Origin of the sequence: Clostridium sp. (assembly GCF_022482905.1) — a bacterium.
Lineage (GTDB): Bacteria > Bacillota > Clostridia > Clostridiales > Clostridiaceae > Clostridium_B.
Genome location: NZ_JAKVOI010000001.1, coordinates 1,982,761 through 1,999,342 on the forward strand (window position 1 = coordinate 1,982,761; position 16,582 = coordinate 1,999,342).

The 16,582-nt window shown below is 33.0% G+C and carries 23 protein-coding genes; all 23 read right to left on the minus strand.

Features of this window, described 5'->3' with window-relative positions:
• Positions 1-75 precede the first annotated feature (75 nt).
• Positions 76-360, minus strand: a complete 285-nt coding sequence (gene gpG, locus LKE46_RS09780; RefSeq protein ID WP_291721264.1) for a phage tail assembly chaperone G — start codon at positions 358-360, stop codon at positions 76-78.
• Between the two features lie 42 nt (positions 361-402).
• Positions 403-1,233 (minus strand): major tail protein, encoded by an 831-nt coding sequence (locus LKE46_RS09785; RefSeq protein ID WP_291721267.1) that lies wholly within the window; start codon positions 1,231-1,233, stop codon positions 403-405.
• Positions 1,234-1,236: 3 nt separating this feature from the next.
• Positions 1,237-1,569, minus strand: coding sequence for a hypothetical protein (locus tag LKE46_RS09790; protein WP_291721270.1), 333 nt, complete (start codon positions 1,567-1,569; stop codon positions 1,237-1,239).
• Positions 1,566-1,946: an HK97-gp10 family putative phage morphogenesis protein gene (locus tag LKE46_RS09795; RefSeq protein ID WP_291721273.1), complete on the minus strand. Its 381-nt coding sequence runs from the start codon at positions 1,944-1,946 to the stop codon at positions 1,566-1,568. The genes LKE46_RS09790 and LKE46_RS09795 overlap by 4 nt, the downstream gene beginning before the upstream one ends.
• Positions 1,939-2,265, minus strand: a complete 327-nt coding sequence (locus LKE46_RS09800; RefSeq protein WP_291721276.1) for a phage head closure protein — start codon at positions 2,263-2,265, stop codon at positions 1,939-1,941. Before LKE46_RS09800 ends, LKE46_RS09795 begins: the two co-directional genes overlap by 8 nt.
• Complete coding sequence (locus LKE46_RS09805) at positions 2,262-2,834, minus strand: head-tail connector protein (protein ID WP_291721281.1); 573 nt, start codon at positions 2,832-2,834, stop codon at positions 2,262-2,264. The genes LKE46_RS09800 and LKE46_RS09805 overlap by 4 nt, the downstream gene beginning before the upstream one ends.
• A gap of 60 nt (positions 2,835-2,894) precedes the next feature.
• On the minus strand, positions 2,895-3,356 hold the full coding sequence (locus LKE46_RS09810; RefSeq protein ID WP_291721284.1) for a hypothetical protein: 462 nt from the start codon (positions 3,354-3,356) through the stop codon (positions 2,895-2,897).
• A gap of 83 nt (positions 3,357-3,439) precedes the next feature.
• Positions 3,440-4,003 (minus strand): zeta toxin family protein, encoded by a 564-nt coding sequence (locus LKE46_RS09815; RefSeq protein ID WP_291721287.1) that lies wholly within the window; start codon positions 4,001-4,003, stop codon positions 3,440-3,442.
• 2 nt (positions 4,004-4,005) lie between these two features.
• Positions 4,006-4,176, minus strand: coding sequence for a hypothetical protein (locus LKE46_RS09820; protein ID WP_291721290.1), 171 nt, complete (start codon positions 4,174-4,176; stop codon positions 4,006-4,008).
• Positions 4,177-4,246: 70 nt separating this feature from the next.
• Positions 4,247-5,530 carry a phage major capsid protein gene (locus tag LKE46_RS09825; RefSeq protein ID WP_291721293.1) on the minus strand — a complete coding sequence of 428 codons (1,284 nt, stop codon included), beginning with the start codon at positions 5,528-5,530 and terminating at the stop codon, positions 4,247-4,249.
• Positions 5,527-6,369: a head maturation protease, ClpP-related gene (locus LKE46_RS09830; protein WP_291721296.1), complete on the minus strand. Its 843-nt coding sequence runs from the start codon at positions 6,367-6,369 to the stop codon at positions 5,527-5,529. Before LKE46_RS09830 ends, LKE46_RS09825 begins: the two co-directional genes overlap by 4 nt.
• The gene (locus tag LKE46_RS09835) at positions 6,362-7,642 is read right to left on the minus strand and encodes a phage portal protein (protein WP_291721299.1); all 1,281 of its coding nucleotides are present in this window, start codon (positions 7,640-7,642) and stop codon (positions 6,362-6,364) included. Before LKE46_RS09835 ends, LKE46_RS09830 begins: the two co-directional genes overlap by 8 nt.
• A gap of 11 nt (positions 7,643-7,653) precedes the next feature.
• Positions 7,654-9,204 (minus strand): terminase large subunit, encoded by a 1,551-nt coding sequence (locus LKE46_RS09840; RefSeq protein ID WP_291721302.1) that lies wholly within the window; start codon positions 9,202-9,204, stop codon positions 7,654-7,656.
• Positions 9,205-9,206: 2 nt separating this feature from the next.
• Entirely contained in the window at positions 9,207-9,677 is a 471-nt protein-coding gene (locus tag LKE46_RS09845) for a phage terminase small subunit P27 family (RefSeq protein WP_122057954.1), read from the minus strand.
• 115 nt (positions 9,678-9,792) lie between these two features.
• A complete protein-coding gene (locus LKE46_RS09850) occupies positions 9,793-10,854 on the minus strand; it encodes a hypothetical protein (protein WP_291721311.1) in 1,062 nt (353 codons plus the stop codon).
• Between the two features lie 98 nt (positions 10,855-10,952).
• A complete protein-coding gene (locus tag LKE46_RS09855) occupies positions 10,953-11,681 on the minus strand; it encodes a virulence-related protein (RefSeq protein ID WP_291721314.1) in 729 nt (242 codons plus the stop codon).
• Positions 11,682-11,920: 239 nt separating this feature from the next.
• The gene (locus LKE46_RS09860) at positions 11,921-12,232 is read right to left on the minus strand and encodes a hypothetical protein (protein WP_291721317.1); all 312 of its coding nucleotides are present in this window, start codon (positions 12,230-12,232) and stop codon (positions 11,921-11,923) included.
• A 68-nt stretch (positions 12,233-12,300) separates the two neighbouring features.
• Complete coding sequence (locus LKE46_RS09865) at positions 12,301-13,545, minus strand: site-specific DNA-methyltransferase (protein ID WP_291721320.1); 1,245 nt, start codon at positions 13,543-13,545, stop codon at positions 12,301-12,303.
• A 276-nt stretch (positions 13,546-13,821) separates the two neighbouring features.
• Complete coding sequence (locus LKE46_RS09870) at positions 13,822-14,199, minus strand: HNH endonuclease (protein ID WP_291725644.1); 378 nt, start codon at positions 14,197-14,199, stop codon at positions 13,822-13,824.
• 114 nt (positions 14,200-14,313) lie between these two features.
• Positions 14,314-14,742 carry a DUF1492 domain-containing protein gene (locus tag LKE46_RS09875; RefSeq protein WP_217821423.1) on the minus strand — a complete coding sequence of 143 codons (429 nt, stop codon included), beginning with the start codon at positions 14,740-14,742 and terminating at the stop codon, positions 14,314-14,316.
• A 1-nt stretch (position 14,743) separates the two neighbouring features.
• Positions 14,744-14,965 carry a hypothetical protein gene (locus LKE46_RS09880; RefSeq protein ID WP_291721327.1) on the minus strand — a complete coding sequence of 74 codons (222 nt, stop codon included), beginning with the start codon at positions 14,963-14,965 and terminating at the stop codon, positions 14,744-14,746.
• The gene (locus tag LKE46_RS09885) at positions 14,958-16,319 is read right to left on the minus strand and encodes a DEAD/DEAH box helicase (protein ID WP_291721330.1); all 1,362 of its coding nucleotides are present in this window, start codon (positions 16,317-16,319) and stop codon (positions 14,958-14,960) included. The genes LKE46_RS09880 and LKE46_RS09885 overlap by 8 nt, the downstream gene beginning before the upstream one ends.
• Positions 16,300-16,581 carry a VRR-NUC domain-containing protein gene (locus LKE46_RS09890; RefSeq protein WP_217821426.1) on the minus strand — a complete coding sequence of 94 codons (282 nt, stop codon included), beginning with the start codon at positions 16,579-16,581 and terminating at the stop codon, positions 16,300-16,302. Before LKE46_RS09890 ends, LKE46_RS09885 begins: the two co-directional genes overlap by 20 nt.
• Position 16,582 lies beyond the last annotated feature (1 nt).

Genomic DNA, 16,582 nt, shown 5'->3' on the forward strand with positions numbered 1-16,582 from the left:
ATCCCTGCTCTAAAAGCTTAGAATAGATCTCCTTTATAAAATCAAGCGGAGAAAGCTTTTCATCTGCTTCTCCGCCTACTTGTTTGGGAATTCATTTAATTTATTTCCCAGGTTTCCCACTATTCCGTTTATGCTGCTGTTAAGAGTTTCTATCAGTTTATCTGCATCCAGTCCGTCATAAAAATTGTCTCTGGTAAATTTATTACCATATAGCTCCACTATAAAATCCACAAGTCCATCTAAATCTTTTGTCTTCATATTGCTAAAATCTATATTTTCGTTAATTTCAATAGCCTTTCTAAGCATTCTTGTTTTAACTTTAGGCATTACATAAGTTTTATTGTTCAATGTTATCTCCATAGACTTTACCCCCCTATCAATGAATCTTACTTATCGGATAAATTAACCTGCAGTATATGCTAAAGTTGAACTTAATACTAATCCCGCTGATCTGCCAGCTTCCGCATCTGCCTTTACCCTTACTTGTATTTTTCCTAAATCATAAGCACTATTTCCAACATTTTGTGGATTTTCTGTTACTGCTGACCATGTTGCTCCTCCATCTGTACTGTACTCATAATCTGATGTATTATCATATCCGCTAACATTAGTCCATCCAAAAGTATTGGCTATATCATCCTGTACTGGATTAGTCGGTGCCGCTGGTATCGTTACTTGTTTATATACACTGCCAAACCATGCGGCTCCACCTGTAAATCCACTATCTTCATCAGCTGTATATTTCCACTTGCCATCAGTTCTTGTAACAAATGTACCTTTAATTTTAGGTGTCTGAAATTTTGTTTTGTCTTCCTGTGATGAATGTTCTTCTTCCGGTTCACTAAATTTGCCTTTAAGAAGCCATACATATCTATACTTGGCATTAGCTTTTTTAATTTTAAAGCCTACAGCAACATATGGTGCTGAATCTTGAACATCAGAACACATAACTTTAGTTGTTGAATCAATCGTATGTCCAAGAAGTGCCGCCTGTACTTCAAGTGGTAAATCCTGTGTTTCAATTTCTACATCTATCTCACCTAATGATGTAGCTGTTTCTACAGCTTTATTATCAGCATACAGCGTATCCGAATTGCTCTTTGGACTTATTTTTACATTTATTGCTGGTGAAATTAAAGCCGGCGTACCATAAATTGAAGCAATTTCATCTGTTAAAACTGCATAGACTAAATTTTCTACTCCTATAGGAGCACTGTTTACTATTTCTGACATAAATTATTGTCCTCCTTCCATATGAATAAAGAACCTTATTATCTTGTGATATATTTTAGTATCATCCTCAAATAAATCAGCCGCGGAAGTTCTCATAAACCCTGCGGCTTTCATAACATTTTTTACTTTTTCTACAAGCTCTGTATAATCGTTTTTGCTCCATACATCTATCTGAATATAATATCCTATAGCTTTTTCTTCATTATCAGCATACTGCTCACCCTGTTCCAGATAATTAAAAAAAGTTATATAGGTATTTTCTTTCCCTTTATACTTTTGAAATGAAACAGGTACATTAAGAGGTTTTAAAGCTTCTACTACTAATTTGCTTATCACTTTAATCCTTCCTTTAGAGTCTCAGCTATAATTCTTTTTATATCATCTTTATTTTTTTCATAAGCAGGCTGCAGGAAAGGATGTGCAGCTCTTTTACTGGTTCCAAATTCAATAAATTTTCCATAAAATATTTCTGAATTGTCTCCTTTATCCACACCTACAAGGATGTACTTTACCCCTTCCTTCTTTTTAACATTAGTTATCTTAAGACCTTTTTTAAGTTTTCCGGTTCTTACAGGAACATTTGTCTTTGCATCTTCAAGTACAGGTTCTGCCGCATTTTTTAATGCTTTATTTTCAAGCCTTCCTACATTTGAACCTATCTGCTGAAGTTTGTTTAATATTTCATCAACACCAATAAGTTCTATATTACCCACTATTCTCAACCTCCAAAGCTTTTATTTCTATATATTTGTTTCTATATTTAATATTATCTATGAAAGTTATATTGTACTGCTTGTCTTCAAACAGTATTCTCATATCATCTGTTATGCCATGTAAATATCTTATAGTGAATTTAACAGTTTTCTCTGCCTGCACTGCTGCAGCTGCAAAATATTCTCTTCCCATCAAATTTGATATTGATGCCCAAACAGTTGAGTAATCCTCCCATATTTCAACTTCAAATCCATTTTCATTTGTAGTTGCTGTAAGTTTTTGAAAGATTATTTTATGTTTCAATTTCTCAGTTCTCATACTGGTATCACTCTATTCATACTCAATAATGAGTTTCTTGCTTCTTCAATTTTAGTTCTTTCATCAGGCTTATAATCATCATAGAGAAGCCTCATATGAAGAATCATTGCCCATTTAACTGTTTCTGGAATATCTGCTCCTTTATCTCCAAAACCAGCTGTAAATCTAATTCTTACAGCATTAGCAGTTTGTAATGCTATTGTTGGCCATAATTTACAGTATCCAAGTACAATTCTATTAACAAAACTATCTGTATCAACAATATAATTACTTGAATCAAATATATACTCCTGTCCACCTGCATCATAGTACTTTACACTTTCTACACTTTGAACTGGTGAACAGTTTTTAAATGAAATACAATTATCCTCCGGGAAATAATCCCGCACCATTTCTAAAGTTTGAGTAATATACTTTCTGTTTTGAAAGTCCTCACAAAATTCTCTAGCCTGCTTGATCATGCTGAGTAAAATAATATCATCATCACTTCCGGTTACTCTTAAATGCTGTTTTGCTTCCTCCAAAGTTATGGGTTCAGCTGCTGGTGGTGTTATAATTTTTAATGCCATAAAATCACCCCAAAAAACAAAAGAGCCTAAATAGCTCCCCAAAATTTAATCAACTAATATCTAATTTTTTTCATCCCCAGCATATTTGTTCTCCAATATAAATTCGCCACTTGCAAAGTTTGTAGCCTGTGAACTAGCTCCAATTCTCACATTTAAACAAGTAAACCCATTATTTATATCAAGTTTAGCTGGATCAACGTGAAATATTACCTGCTTATTCTTTGCAGTATTTACTACAGTATAGCTTACTCCATCTGCTTGCCTTAATAATATATCACTTGCTGAAACATCTTCATTTGCAAGTATAGGGACATCACTTGATAAAGGCTTTGCACCTGTCCCTTCTATATCCTGTGCTTGATATAAAGATACTTGAGTTGTATGCCCCACTGTTTGAGCTAAATTTACAACAACTGTTGCTGTAATAGAATTCTTTAAAGTTATATAATTACTTGTTATTGCAGCATTTGTCGTCCTTGGTTCAAATGCTTGTACTAATTTATATTTTTCAATTATTGCCATATTGTAATAACCTCCCTCAATTATACATTATTAATATTTTGAACATAAAAAACTAGCTTAATATTCAATATACTAAGCTAGTTTCACTTTAGAATTTTCCTACTCCATTTAGGCATATTTTTACTTTTCCATTTAATAGCCCCATTAATCAAATAGGCTATTTCCTCAATTTGTTTTGTATTATCATATATATTTGTTTCATCACAGACAAGCATCAATATCTTTAAATTTTCTAATGATTCATAATATCTTCTTTCCACAGTCTCTTCTGAAATTCCATGCCCACCTTCTAAAACTCTAATTCTAACTCTTTCTTTAGCAACTTCAGGACTATCTACTCCAATAAAATTCATAACTACATAAAATCCCTTTTCTTTTGCTTTTCTTATATTTCTAACAATACTTTTACCTGAAAGAGTAGTTTCTTGGTTAAATGATATATTATTTTTAATATAATAATTTATAAGTTTTACAGCCTCTCTTGCACACTTAATTTGAAGATTGCTATCTTTCCATGAACCTATTCTTGCTACCATCTCATCTGTATTTATCCTTTTTTCATTTTTATTTCTTTCATAATAAATGGATTTATATATTGATGTCTTTCCAGCACCATTAACACCAGCAAATATGGTATACGTAGCCATCTCTATTTACCTATTATCCTTTTTTGTTCTTTTTGCAGCACCATATTTGATAGATTCATATAAAAATCTTGTTCTTCTTTTGTTTTTGCCTTTTTAAATAGTTCTTTTAAATCCCAATATGAATATTTTAGGAATTGTTCATATAAGTTATTTTGTTGATTTATTTTCTCCATAATAATTCCTCCAACAAATAATATTTTTTATTATATTATAGCCTAATACATCACTTATATAAACAATTTTTTATCTGTCAGCCAAAGTAACAAATGGACTTAAAGAATTAGCTCCCTTATAAGGCGTAATTGGTTTATTTCTATAAGGAGTACCATTGAATTTATAAATAAATCTAAACACCTGCTCATCATATAAAAATCTCACATGTATTGATACATCTGCTGTTGGTGCTTTTTTATCTATTCCTATATACTGGGTTGGATCTGCAAGTATGATGTCTCCTTTTTTACCAAGCACAGAACACTGCTCTATTGGAATTATTGGTCTATTTAAAAGAGTGCTGTACTGTGAACTTGAAGCTCCTCCAGACGGTAGAAATACTGGTGCTCCTCCTGTTCCTATATTAAGTGCCATTGTGTAAAGCTGTGGTTCTATTTCTTGATTAATATACCACACAGCATTAGCTCTAAGCCTTGCAGGCACTGAACTCCACATTTTAAGTATATTTTCATACTTTATAGTTCCTGCTGCTTGATCTTTCTCTTTTGCTACAGTTACAAGTGCATCTGAATTTAACACCCCAAGCGGCATTCCAACACCACTTCCATTAATAATTGCATCATCAATCTTAAAGCTCATTTCATCAGCATAAGCTTGTTTTACTATTGCCTCAAGAGCTGTTGCATCCTGAAGTAAGTCATCTGTAACATAACAAAGTGCCAGTAATTTCTGAAGTGCCATATCAATTTCTCTAAACTTAGGCTTTGACTTTGTAACAGTTTCTGCTTCAGCTATCCAGTAAGCCTGGACTCCACCCCACCTGCTCCCGTTAGCCCTGCTGGTTTCATCAATGCCGAGAGCCCTGAGTCTGTTGGTATTTGCACCTATTGGAATCATCCTTATTCTATTTGCAACCTGGCTTTCTGACATCATAACATCAAACATATCCTGTATAAAATCATTTTCCAGCATAAAGCCGCCTTCAGACGTTACACTTTCATTCAAACCTGATGCTGAATTTTGATATATGAGTCTATTATCCATTATTCCACCAGGTGAAGATGCCTTTGCTACAGCTTGAAGAAATTCTCCCATGCCGCCTTTCCATTTCTTTTCATTAGGATCTTTAGGTTTAGCATATATAGGTTCATTGACTGGTGTCTTATTAAGCTTTTCTCTTTCTTTTAGCTTGTCTTCTGCTTCTATTGTTTTTTCAAGATTTTTAATTTCTACCTCTAAATCATCATATAACTTTTGCTCCTCTTCATTCATTGCTCTTGCTGCATTAATTGCGCCTTGTACTATAGCTGCTTGTGAGTCAAGTTTTTGTTTTAATATTTCTTTTAAACTCATATACTAAATCTCCTCTCATGAATTTCATTTAACTTTTTATATAAATCTATAGGAACCTGCTTTTCATCCTTAGCTGCCGAAATTTTATTATTATCTGTAACTTTTTCTTTAATTTCTTCTATATTAACAGGCTGTTCTTTTTTAATCTTATTAACTTTACTTTCACTTGGAATTGACTCTTTAAACTGAATTTTGCCTACTTGAAGATTTTTATATCTAGTAATATCAACTTTTAATCCATCAATAGCAAATATTCTATTATTCAACGAAGCTGCTACTTGTTTTTCTTCTTCAATTTCATCTGCAAAGCCAAATTCTACTGCTTCCTCTGCTGTCATCCAAGTTTCTGCATCCAGCAGTTCAACTATACTTTCTTTCTCCATTCCTGTTTTATCTTCATATACTGAGATCATACTTTCTCTTACTTTATCTAAATCATCAGCTAATTTTCTAAAATCATTTGCATTACCCATACCAAAAGACCAAGGATTATGCACCATAAGCATTGCGTTTTTAGGCATTTTAACGTTATCTCCTGCCATAGCAATTATTGAAGCTATACTTGCTACAAGTCCATCCACATAAACATTAACTGTTGCACTATGCCTTTTTAGCATTGAATATATCGCCTGTCCTGCAAATACATCACCGCCGCCGCTGTTTATATAAACATTTAAGGTTTTAATATCCCCAAGTGAATCTAATTCTTCCTTAAAATTTTTAGGTGTAATTTCGTCTCCCCACCAAGTAGAATCACTTATATCTCCATATAAAAGCAGTTCTCCTTCATTACTATTTTCTTTTGCATTAAATGTCCAGAACTTCTTACCTTTACTCATGTTTCTCACCGCCCTTTGAAATCATTTCATATATTTTCTCTGCCAATTCCTTATCTTTATTTTCTATATCATCAGTACCAGCTTCACTCATATTTAAAGGCTGTAAATATATATCTCCATTTTCAATCGGGTCCATGTTTTCAAGTCTTCTTATATCATTTACACTTAGCCAACCCCATTGTCTGCCCTGTGCATAAGCTGAAGCTCTAGTCTGGGCATCTCCTCTTAAAAGTGCGTCCACCTTAAACTCGAAATATCTATTTTTTCTTTTTGATTCATTTGAAAGCAGCTGCAAATTCAAGTTTTCTTCCCATCTTTTAAACCAAGGGAGCATAGTATAAACAATAAACTCTAGGCTCTGATGTTCTATATTATTGTTCGTGGATCTTGTTAAATCTTGTACCAAATGAAGTGGTATTCTAAATATTCTACATACATCTTCTATCCTAAATCTCTTGGATTCTAAAAACTGTGCATCAGTAAGTTTCATAGTAACTTCTTTAAATTGACCTCCACCCTCAAGTATCATTGGTACTCCTGCATTGGAAAGTCCCGTATAATTTTTCTTTATGTCTTTTTTTAATCTCTTAAAAGCTTCGTCTCCTAGTTCATTAGGATACTGAAATATTCCACTTGTCGATGCCCTATTAAGATAAAAATTTCTTTCAAATTTGTCTTGAGATAATCCAATATCAATAGTTAATGCCGCATAAGTTAAAGGTGTTACTCCTATATAACCATCTAAAGTTAAACCCGGTATATGCAGTATTTCATCTCTTGTCTTCGGCTCAGTTTTACCATCAATAAAATAAAGCAGCTTTCCTGTGTCTTTATCTATATCAATCCTTACTCTGTTCCATAAAATAGGTCTGAGTTCTAATAAATCACCATGGAGATTGAATACCTTCTGAGCTATAAAGTTTCCTCCTAAGTTCATATTGCTCATTCCTGTTTCCTTAAACTGACCCGGAGTCATTTCTGGATTTGGATTATAATGCATCAACTGATATTCTGGAGCATCTGTAACTTGAATTCTATTACCTTTACTGTCTTTCTCATATAAAAATATAGGACAACTGGCAAGAGTTTCTGAAAGTACCCTGTTACAAGCAAAAACTGCTGTAAAACTCATAGCTGTATTGGCATCTATGGTTGAATTATCTGCTGTAGGAACATCTTCACCAGCTAAAAAATCCTGAGAATATTTCTGCAGGACTTCAAATAATGCATTTTGTGGAGTAAGAAAAAGCTTACATCTATCTATAAATTTCAAAACATCACTTCCTAATCAAGTAAACTTCTCATTCCTCTTTTTTCATAAACTGATTCTTTAGATTCATGCCTTATTGCTCTATCAAGAGCCATTATTAATGCAACAGCTCCATCTATTTTTTCAGTAGACTTTTCTTTATCCGGCTTTATGTTTCCAGCTGGATCTGTTCTTACAAATATGTTGTCCATCATCCAGCTTAAAACTGGATGTTCCCCATGAGCTATTTTCTGTTCCAGAGTTATTTTCATAAGTTCTTTTGTTGGTGGGCTCATATCTTTATATCCTTGTCCAAAAGGAACTACAGTAAAACCTAAGCCATCTAAGTTTTGAACCATCTGCACAGCTCCCCAGCGGTCAAAGGCTATTTCCTTTATATTAAATTGTGTTCCAAGTTTATCTATAAAATTTTCAATAAAAGCATAATGAATAACATTTCCTTCTGTAGTTTCAAGAAAGCCCTGCTTCTTCCATACATCATAGGGAACATGATCTCTTTTTACTCTAAGTTTCAAATTATCTTCTGGTATCCAGAAGAAAGGTAAAACATAATATTTATCATCCTCAGTTATTGGAGGGAATACTAAAACAAAGGCAGTAATATCATTAGTACTTGAAAGATCCAAGCCGCCATAACATTCTCTGCCCTTAAGTTTTTCAATATTAACTTCAAAAGAGCACTTGTTCCAAACATCCATAGGCATCCATCTTACAGACTGTTTAACCCATTGATTAAGTCTAAGCTGCCTGAATATATTTTCTTCAGCTGGATTTTCTTTTGCACTATTAAAAGCATCCCTAACCTTTTCAATAGGTATGGTATATCCAAGAGAAGGATTCGCTTTATACCAATTAGCTTCATCTCCCCAATCTTCGTTGTCTGCAGTACCATAAATTACTGGATAAAAAGTTTTATCGATTTTCTTGCCCCTTAAAATATCCTCCGCCTTTTGATGTACCTCATAGCATATAGAATTTCTATCTGTTCCAGCGGTTGTAATTAAAAAGAACAGCGGCTGCATTCTTGCATCACCACTGCCCTTTGTCATAACATCATATAATTCTCTATTAGGTTGTGCATGTAACTCATCAAAAATTACTCCATGAACATTAAGTCCATGTTTACTAAATGCCTCTGAAGATAGAACTTGATAAAAGCTTCCAAGAGGTATATAAACCAATCTCTTTTGAGATATTACAGGCTTTATTCTTTTCTTAAGTGCCGGACATTGATCCACCATATCTACCGCCACATCAAAAACAATTGAAGCCTGCTGCCTGTCCGCGGCACATCCATAAACTTCAGCTCCCCATTCATTATCTGCACAGGTAAGATAAAGAGCTATAGCTGCGGCGATTTCACTTTTTCCATTTTTCTTTGGAATTTCTACATAAGCTGTATTGTATTTTCTATATCCATTATCCTTAACTGTTCCAAATATATCTTTAATAATTTTATCCTGCCATGGTAATAAATGAAAGGGAACTCCATGCCACACACCTTTTGTATGCTTTAAATTATTTATGAAATTTACTACCCTTTCTGCTTTCTCCTCATCAAACATCTTTACACCATCCTTAGAATGTCTTCCATAGGATCATCAGTTTTACCTGTTTCTGTACCTACTCTAATCCTAGTACGGGATGATGGTGTTAATCCAAATTCAGAGCAAAAGTCCTTCATAATTTTAAGATAGGTTTGAGCAATAGAAACCTGGGGCACCTGTTGAATATATCCTGATGGTGTTTTAAAAATAGTCCCATGCTTTGTTAAAAATTCTTCTGCTTCCTTCCACCTTGCATAAGCTTGACAGTACCCAGCAAAAGCGGCTGCATCAACTTTGGTAAGTACACCTATTTTCTCTAATGTCTTTGTCATTCTTCTCCATTCTTTTTTAGCTTCCGGTTCAAGCCATGACGGACATTTTGGAGCTTTCTTTTCAGGTTTGGGTTCATTTATATTTAATGGTCTTTTTCCTGGATTTCCTTCAAGAACTTTTAGAGCCGTTGGTTTTGGTTTTCTTCCTCTTGTCGCCATGGTTTCACCTCCAATTTTTTAAAAAATAGAGCTTATACTTAAATAAACTCACTCCACAAAATATAATGTTTATAATTAATTCTGCATCCAAAGCTATCTTAGTTAAATTATCTGATTACATTTTTATCTTCATATATTTAGATATTATTACATCAAATTTTTGTTCATTAAGTTCTAACTTTCCATATTCATTTTGACTTGAAATATTATATACCTCATCACTTTTATACAATATATGTTTCTTAGGATAGAAGCTATATATCTTTTCAATACCATCTGGCTCTTCAAAAAATTTAATATTTTCATCATCTATACTAATAATAGATATAATATCTCCTTCTTCATTGGTTAATATAATTGCTTCATTTATTTCAGAATAAATAAAATTTAACTTAATAGCTTCTTTCCCTGATTTTCTAATAACTTGAAACTTTATAGTTTGATAGAACTCATATTCCTTATCTAGTTTATATTCTACATTTTCAATATTTTTATTTTCCAAGCACTTATCTATAATATCATTCACCCAAGTTATAATTAATTCATTACTAGCTAACCACTGCTCATGTGTTTCCTTTTTAGCCTTTTCTAAAGTTTTATCCATGATATTCATAATAGAATCGTCAAAATATCTATCTGCATTAAGTATATTTTTTACGTAAAACTCTTTTATAATATATAAAGTGTCATTAAGAGTAATTAAAATCTTGTACCACTCATAAACTGATGTATATCCTAAATGAGTGAGTGTATTTCTGTATTGTGCTAATTTATCCAATGTTTTATACTGCCTATTTGTAATATTTTCTTTAAATATTTTATTAATTAAGCTGATACACTTATTATAATCTATTGTTTTATAATCATTTTCCCTAAAAGTAGCATGGTATGATAGTCCTGCTTTTTTTCTTCCTTTAATATACTGATTATGAAGCATCCTACAAACGGCTTCGTCACTTTCAATATCTACCTTAAATATCAAAAATTCATTAATGTCTGAAAGAATTTTTTTAGTAAATAGTTCTATTGAATTATGTATTGCTATTACTGAAAATTTAAGATTACCATAGTGATCTACAGAAATATCTAAACTATTAAGATTATCTAAAAATTTGTTGTAAAAATCTAATCCCACTTTTAATGAATTAATCCCATTATCCATTATATGAAGTTCCATATTATCCCCCACCATATTATTATTCTTTATAAGTTAAATTGTACCATAATAATTAAAAACAAAAAATTAATATTGAGAGAAAAATTATGTTCTTCAATCTATTTTGTTTTGCTTTTAAATTTCTTACTTCTAAAAGCACTGTTGCCATCTAGCTTACTAAGTAATTGATTTCTTGCATCTTTATACCTATCTCCTATAAATCCAAGCCTTAAAAGCCAGGTTCTGAAGGTGTATTTCTCATTATCTGTTTGCCTTTCCTTCGGAGAAGAATGTTTAAACTTCTTTGAACTTTCATTAAGTGCCTCAGCAAATTGGGCAGCAATTTCAGCATTCTCAAAACCTTCTATAAATTTAAATTCTAAAGTTTCCTTTTCAAAATTGAAACTAATACCCGGACACTTTTCTACTCCAATTTCTAAAGCTGCTGTTTTAAAATCTTCAATACTTACAAGCCTTACATTGTTTATGCCATCTACAAATTCTCCTGTAACAATATCCGTTTCAATTGCTAGTGCCTTTTTTATAAGGGTCTGCTTGCTATTTATCATATTTATTAAATTTCTTAATGTAATCCCCGTATGCCCATCCATTGGAAAAGTTAATTCTGTGGCTATGTTTTTTTCCTTTATTGGTTCTTCCTTAAAATTATTTAACAATTCTTCAAGTTTCACTTCTATGCCTTCTGAATTTTTAATCCCACCTTCTTTATCAACAGTTATAATTCCTTGTGGTGATTTAATTTGGTAAGCAAAACTCGGTACTCCCATATATTCCGGTTTCACCCCAAAATGCTCACCTAATATTTTTACAGTTTCTTTCCTTTCCAAATCAATTACCTCCTGTGCTTTTTTGTTATTACATTAATCACTCTAAAGCACAGATATATCAAGTTATTTATAAATGTTTATTTCCTTTGAATAAAGGCTAATATGAGTACCAAGGCGGTGATATCAATGAAAAAATCAAGTTTCATAAGAATAGATACCCTTATAACTATTTCAGCAATTATGATTTTTATATTAGCAGCAGTTAAATTTATGCACTAAAAAAAGCCCCTGCAGGCTTTTTACTTTTCTATGGCTGTGTATCTTGGGTATGTATATCCTTCTGAATCTGCCAGAATGCTCTTATTTGTTTTTATATTTTTTACTCTTATGCATCTCAATTCACCCTTTTCGTTGCAGCCGCCATCTTCTTCTGATATCCATGTTTGATCCTTCCAAAACTCTTTTACAAATTGCTCAAATTCAGCATCACTCAATTCTATTTCTTTTATAACTTCATAAGCTGTTCCTTTCATTCCATCTTTTTTAGCTTCTTTTGTAAATTCCTCAAGTTCCCTTAAATTCAAAACCTTTCTCCCAAATAATGCTTTCATTTTGTTTTCCTCCATGTGCTTTTTTGTTATACTATATATCACTCTAAAGCACAGTAATGGCAAGTGTTTCATTCAACTTTAAATACATTTTTATATTCTATCTTTTTGCCATCTCTAATTAGAAAAACTCCTTCATCTCCAGCATTTTCTATATATCTTTCTACAATAACATCACAATATTTTTCATCAAGCTCTACTGCATAACATATCCTGTCTGTTTGTTCACAGGCAATTAAAGTAGAACCACTTCCTGCAAAAGGCTCGAATACTATACAGTTTGTCATGCTGCTATTCTTAATTGGATATGCTATTAATGGTACTGGCTTCATTGTTGGATGATCCGGACTTTTGCTCGGTCTATCAAAATTCCACACAGTAGTCTGTTTTCTATCTGAATACCATCTATGCTTCCCCGTTGGTTTCCATCCATAAAGTACAGGCTCATGCTGGAATTGATAATCACTTCTTCCTAAAACCAATGACTGCTTTACCCAAACACATACACTTGAAAGATGAAAGCCAGCTTCTTTAAAAGCCTTTCTAAAGTTCAATCCTTCTGTATCCGCATGGAAAATATACACTCCTGCACCATCATCCAATACTGAATAGATATTTTTAAAAGCAGCCAATAAAAATTCATGGAAACTCTTATCATCCATGCTGTCATTTTTTATAACTCTCTCATTTTCTTTTCCTGCTGAATAATTAACGTTGTAAGGTGGATCGGTAACGCATAGATTAGCTTTCTTTCCATTCATAAGCTTTTCAACATCAGAAGTTTTAGTGCTGTCACCACATATTAACCTGTGTTTTCCTAATATCCACAGATCACCTGCTCTTGTTATGGGTTCTTCTATTTCTTCAAGAGCTTTATCTGCATCAAAGTCATCATCCTTAACTTCTTTATCATGAACTTTTGAAAATAAATTTTCTATTTCAGCGGCATCAAAGCCTGTAAGAGAAATATCAAACATTGATTTATCAAGATCCTCTAAAATATCAGCTAACTTTGGCATATCCCATTCTCCACTTACTTTATTAAGAGCTACATTCAATGCCTTCTCCTCATCTGGACTTATATCAACGACTACACATTCAATTTCCTTCGCACCTTCATGTTTTAAAACTTTAAACCTTTGATGTCCCCCCACAATATTTCCTGTTTTCTTATTCCAAATTACAGGTTCTACATATCCGAAGGTTTCAATTGATCTTTTAAGTTTTTCATATTCAGGATCTCCCGGCTTTAAATCTTTTCTTGGATTATATTTAGCTGGATTAAGTTTTTCAACAGCTATCTTCTGAATGTCCAAATTATCACCTTCCTTAAGAGCAAATAGAAAACACCTTAAAAAGTATATTTTTCATTTAACTTCTTAAGGTGCAAAACCTTCTGTAATTCCTTTAAAATTCAGCATTTTTATATTTAATTTTTAGCCTATACCCCCCTATGGAATTTTGCGATTTTTCACAGGTCGGGGGCCACCCGGCCTTTCCGGCATAACTTCAGAGGAAATTATACCCCCTACCTCTTCAAAAAAGTTATCAACAAGTTGTTCACAGGTTATTGACAGGTTTCTGTTGATAACTTAATAAGAATAAACTTTATTCTTATTTCCAAACCTACCATCTTCCTTTGCAGTCTTAACATCATGATGATGCTTGCATAAAGACTGCCAGTTGCTCTCATCCCAGAAAAGTTCTCCATTACCTTTGTGAGGTATAACATGATCTACTACTTCTGCGGCAGTAATTACTCCTTGTTTCTTACATTCTTTACAGAGAGGATGCTCTTTTAAAAATTGTTTTCTAATCTTTCTCCACCTGCTGTTGTAGAGTTTCTTAAAAGGTCTGCTTGTTTTGTTGTACTTACTTTCTATTTCTTTTTGATGCTTGCTGCAGTATCTTTCACTTGTAAGTTCAGGGCATCCTTGATAACTGCAAGGTCTAGCTGGTTTTCTTGGCAATTGATTCACCTCATTTTTATCAAAATAAAAAGTCACCACAGTTTGTCTGTGATGACTTTTTGCATTTTCTTTTTACTTTTATATTATAACTATATCATTTTTCTAGGGTGTCTTTCAGTGTCTTTTAGTGTCCTCTTTTAAATTTATCTCACAATTTTCTAATGCCTTTCCATGAAGTTTATGAATATAACGTAAGTCATACCCCATCTCTACTGCTATCTGTTCCCAGGTCTTAAAGCAAAGATATCTAAGTTCCAGCAATGTTTGGTATTCAGGGTTGCTAATCTTTTTTATAATAAATACGAATTCCCTCTTTAAATCAACTAATGTGTTTATATCCGCATTTATTTCATTTTCTAAATCCACCATCTTAGTTATTGTGTCCTCCATAGAATGCACATTACGTGTTCCACTAGGAGGTGTATCACTTAATGTGGATGTAGCTTTTGCAGCTAATGCCCTTAAGGAAACTATCTGCTCAAGTTTACTGTTTATCCTTTGGTCAATTCTGTATGCCTGTGATAAATATTGTTTCGCTGTCATCTTACTTGTCCCCCTCTATCCAAGGCATTTTGCCATTGTAATAAGTATCAGCAATACTTTTTTGAATTGCCTTATCTAGTGAAGCAATACGAGCATTTGCTCTATTAATGCTTTCCTCTTGCTCCTCTTCAGTTTTGAAGAATGAACAACTATTATTAGCACACTGTATATTGTTAAGGATTTTACACCTATTGTTTTTATTTGCAAAGCAATTTTTATTCATAAGCTTTGTCCTCCTTTAACTTAGCCTTTACCGCATCTATTAAATCTGACTGTACTCTTTCTTTTCGCTTTAAAGCTCTCACTATATCCTCATCAATAGTCCCTTTAGTAATAATATGGTGGATAACAACTGTTTCATTTTGTCCTTGTCTCCACAATCTTGCATTGGTCTGCTGATAAAGCTCTAAGCTCCAAGTAAGCCCAAACCATATAAGAGTTGAACCTCCTGCTTGAAGGTTTAGTCCATGTCCTGCTGATGCAGGATGAATTACTGCTGCTTCTATTTCACCATTATTCCAATCCTTAATATCTTTTGAAGTTTTTATTTCACGAACCTTAAATCTCTTTTTAATTCTTTCCAAATCATGATTAAACCAATAAGCCACAAGCACTGGCTTTCCATTTGCTGATTCAATTAAATCTTCTAGTGCATCAAGTTTTTTATCATGTATTTTAAATACTCGCTTGTCCTCACCATACACAGCACCATTTGCCATCTGACAAAGTTTATTTGATAAAGCTGCAGCATTTACAGCATCTATTTCTTCACCTTTGAGGGATAAAACCAAATCCTGCTTCATGCCATCATAAGCTTTGCGTTCTTTTTCTGAAAGAGTTACAACAACCTCATTTATAACACATTCCGGCATTTTCAAATAATCTGTGCTTTTCATAGAAATGGTAATATCTGATATAAGGCCATAAATTGCATCTTCTGCACCAGCTTTTGGTTTATAACTAAATACCATCTGCTGATTTCTTTTATCAGGGTCAAAGAAGTTATTACGGTAATAAGTGATAAATCTTCCCAGTCTTTTGCCCATATCAAGAAGTCTAAACTCTGCCCATAAATCCATCAAGCCGTTACTGCTTGGGGTTCCTGTAAGTCCCACAATACGTTTTACTTTAGGTCTTACTTTTAATAGGCTTTTAAATCTCTTAGCACTATAAGATTTAAAGGATGACAACTCATCTATTACCACCATGTCATAGTCAAATGGAATGCCACTTTCATTTATCAGCCAGTCCACATTTTCACGATTGATAAGATAAATATTTACCTTTTGCATAAGTGCTGATTTTCTTTGTGTTTCACTGCCTACAGCTACTGAATAAGTAAGTCCTTTAAGATGATCCCATTTTTTTATTTCTAAAGGCCATGTATCTCTAGCAACTCTAAGTGGTGCAATAACTAAAACCTTTGAAATTTCAAAGCTGTCAAGGCAGAGGTCAAATATTGCCGTTAATGTGATTACACTTTTTCCAAGACCCATATCCAGTAATACTGCTGAGATAGGATTTTTTAATATGAAATTAGTTACAAAGTTTTGATAGTCATAAGGATTGTATTTCACTTAAAATTCCCCCAATCTTACCTGCATCATCTATGCAGTAAACCAAAAAGCCTAACTGCTCCAGCCGCATTTTTCTATTTACTTGCAGTGGTCTCATTTTCTTACCTTTTGCCTTTAATTCAACAAAGGCGAACTTGCCATGTGGCAAAAGCACTAGTCGGTCTGGCACTCCATCAAATCCAGGAGATACAAACTTAGGACAAATGCCTCCCATCTTTTTAACTGCTGTTACAAGTTTATTTTCAATATATTTTTCAAGCATA

Coding starts and splice junctions, on each gene's coding strand:
- gpG (WP_291721264.1), bottom strand. CDS start 360: ATGGAGATAACATTGAACAATAAAACTTATGTAATGCCTAAAGTTAAA.
- LKE46_RS09785 (WP_291721267.1), bottom strand. CDS start 1,233: ATGTCAGAAATAGTAAACAGTGCTCCTATAGGAGTAGAAAATTTAGTC.
- LKE46_RS09800 (WP_291721276.1), bottom strand. CDS start 2,265: ATGAGAACTGAGAAATTGAAACATAAAATAATCTTTCAAAAACTTACA.
- LKE46_RS09805 (WP_291721281.1), bottom strand. CDS start 2,834: ATGGCATTAAAAATTATAACACCACCAGCAGCTGAACCCATAACTTTG.
- LKE46_RS09810 (WP_291721284.1), bottom strand. CDS start 3,356: ATGGCAATAATTGAAAAATATAAATTAGTACAAGCATTTGAACCAAGG.
- LKE46_RS09815 (WP_291721287.1), bottom strand. CDS start 4,003: ATGGCTACGTATACCATATTTGCTGGTGTTAATGGTGCTGGAAAGACA.
- LKE46_RS09820 (WP_291721290.1), bottom strand. CDS start 4,176: ATGGAGAAAATAAATCAACAAAATAACTTATATGAACAATTCCTAAAA.
- LKE46_RS09825 (WP_291721293.1), bottom strand. CDS start 5,530: ATGAGTTTAAAAGAAATATTAAAACAAAAACTTGACTCACAAGCAGCT.
- LKE46_RS09830 (WP_291721296.1), bottom strand. CDS start 6,369: ATGAGTAAAGGTAAGAAGTTCTGGACATTTAATGCAAAAGAAAATAGT.
- LKE46_RS09840 (WP_291721302.1), bottom strand. CDS start 9,204: ATGTTTGATGAGGAGAAAGCAGAAAGGGTAGTAAATTTCATAAATAAT.
- LKE46_RS09845 (WP_122057954.1), bottom strand. CDS start 9,677: ATGGCGACAAGAGGAAGAAAACCAAAACCAACGGCTCTAAAAGTTCTT.
- LKE46_RS09850 (WP_291721311.1), bottom strand. CDS start 10,854: ATGGAACTTCATATAATGGATAATGGGATTAATTCATTAAAAGTGGGA.
- LKE46_RS09860 (WP_291721317.1), bottom strand. CDS start 12,232: ATGAAAGCATTATTTGGGAGAAAGGTTTTGAATTTAAGGGAACTTGAG.
- LKE46_RS09875 (WP_217821423.1), bottom strand. CDS start 14,742: ATGACAGCGAAACAATATTTATCACAGGCATACAGAATTGACCAAAGG.
- LKE46_RS09880 (WP_291721327.1), bottom strand. CDS start 14,965: ATGAATAAAAATTGCTTTGCAAATAAAAACAATAGGTGTAAAATCCTT.
- LKE46_RS09890 (WP_217821426.1), bottom strand. CDS start 16,581: ATGCTTGAAAAATATATTGAAAATAAACTTGTAACAGCAGTTAAAAAG.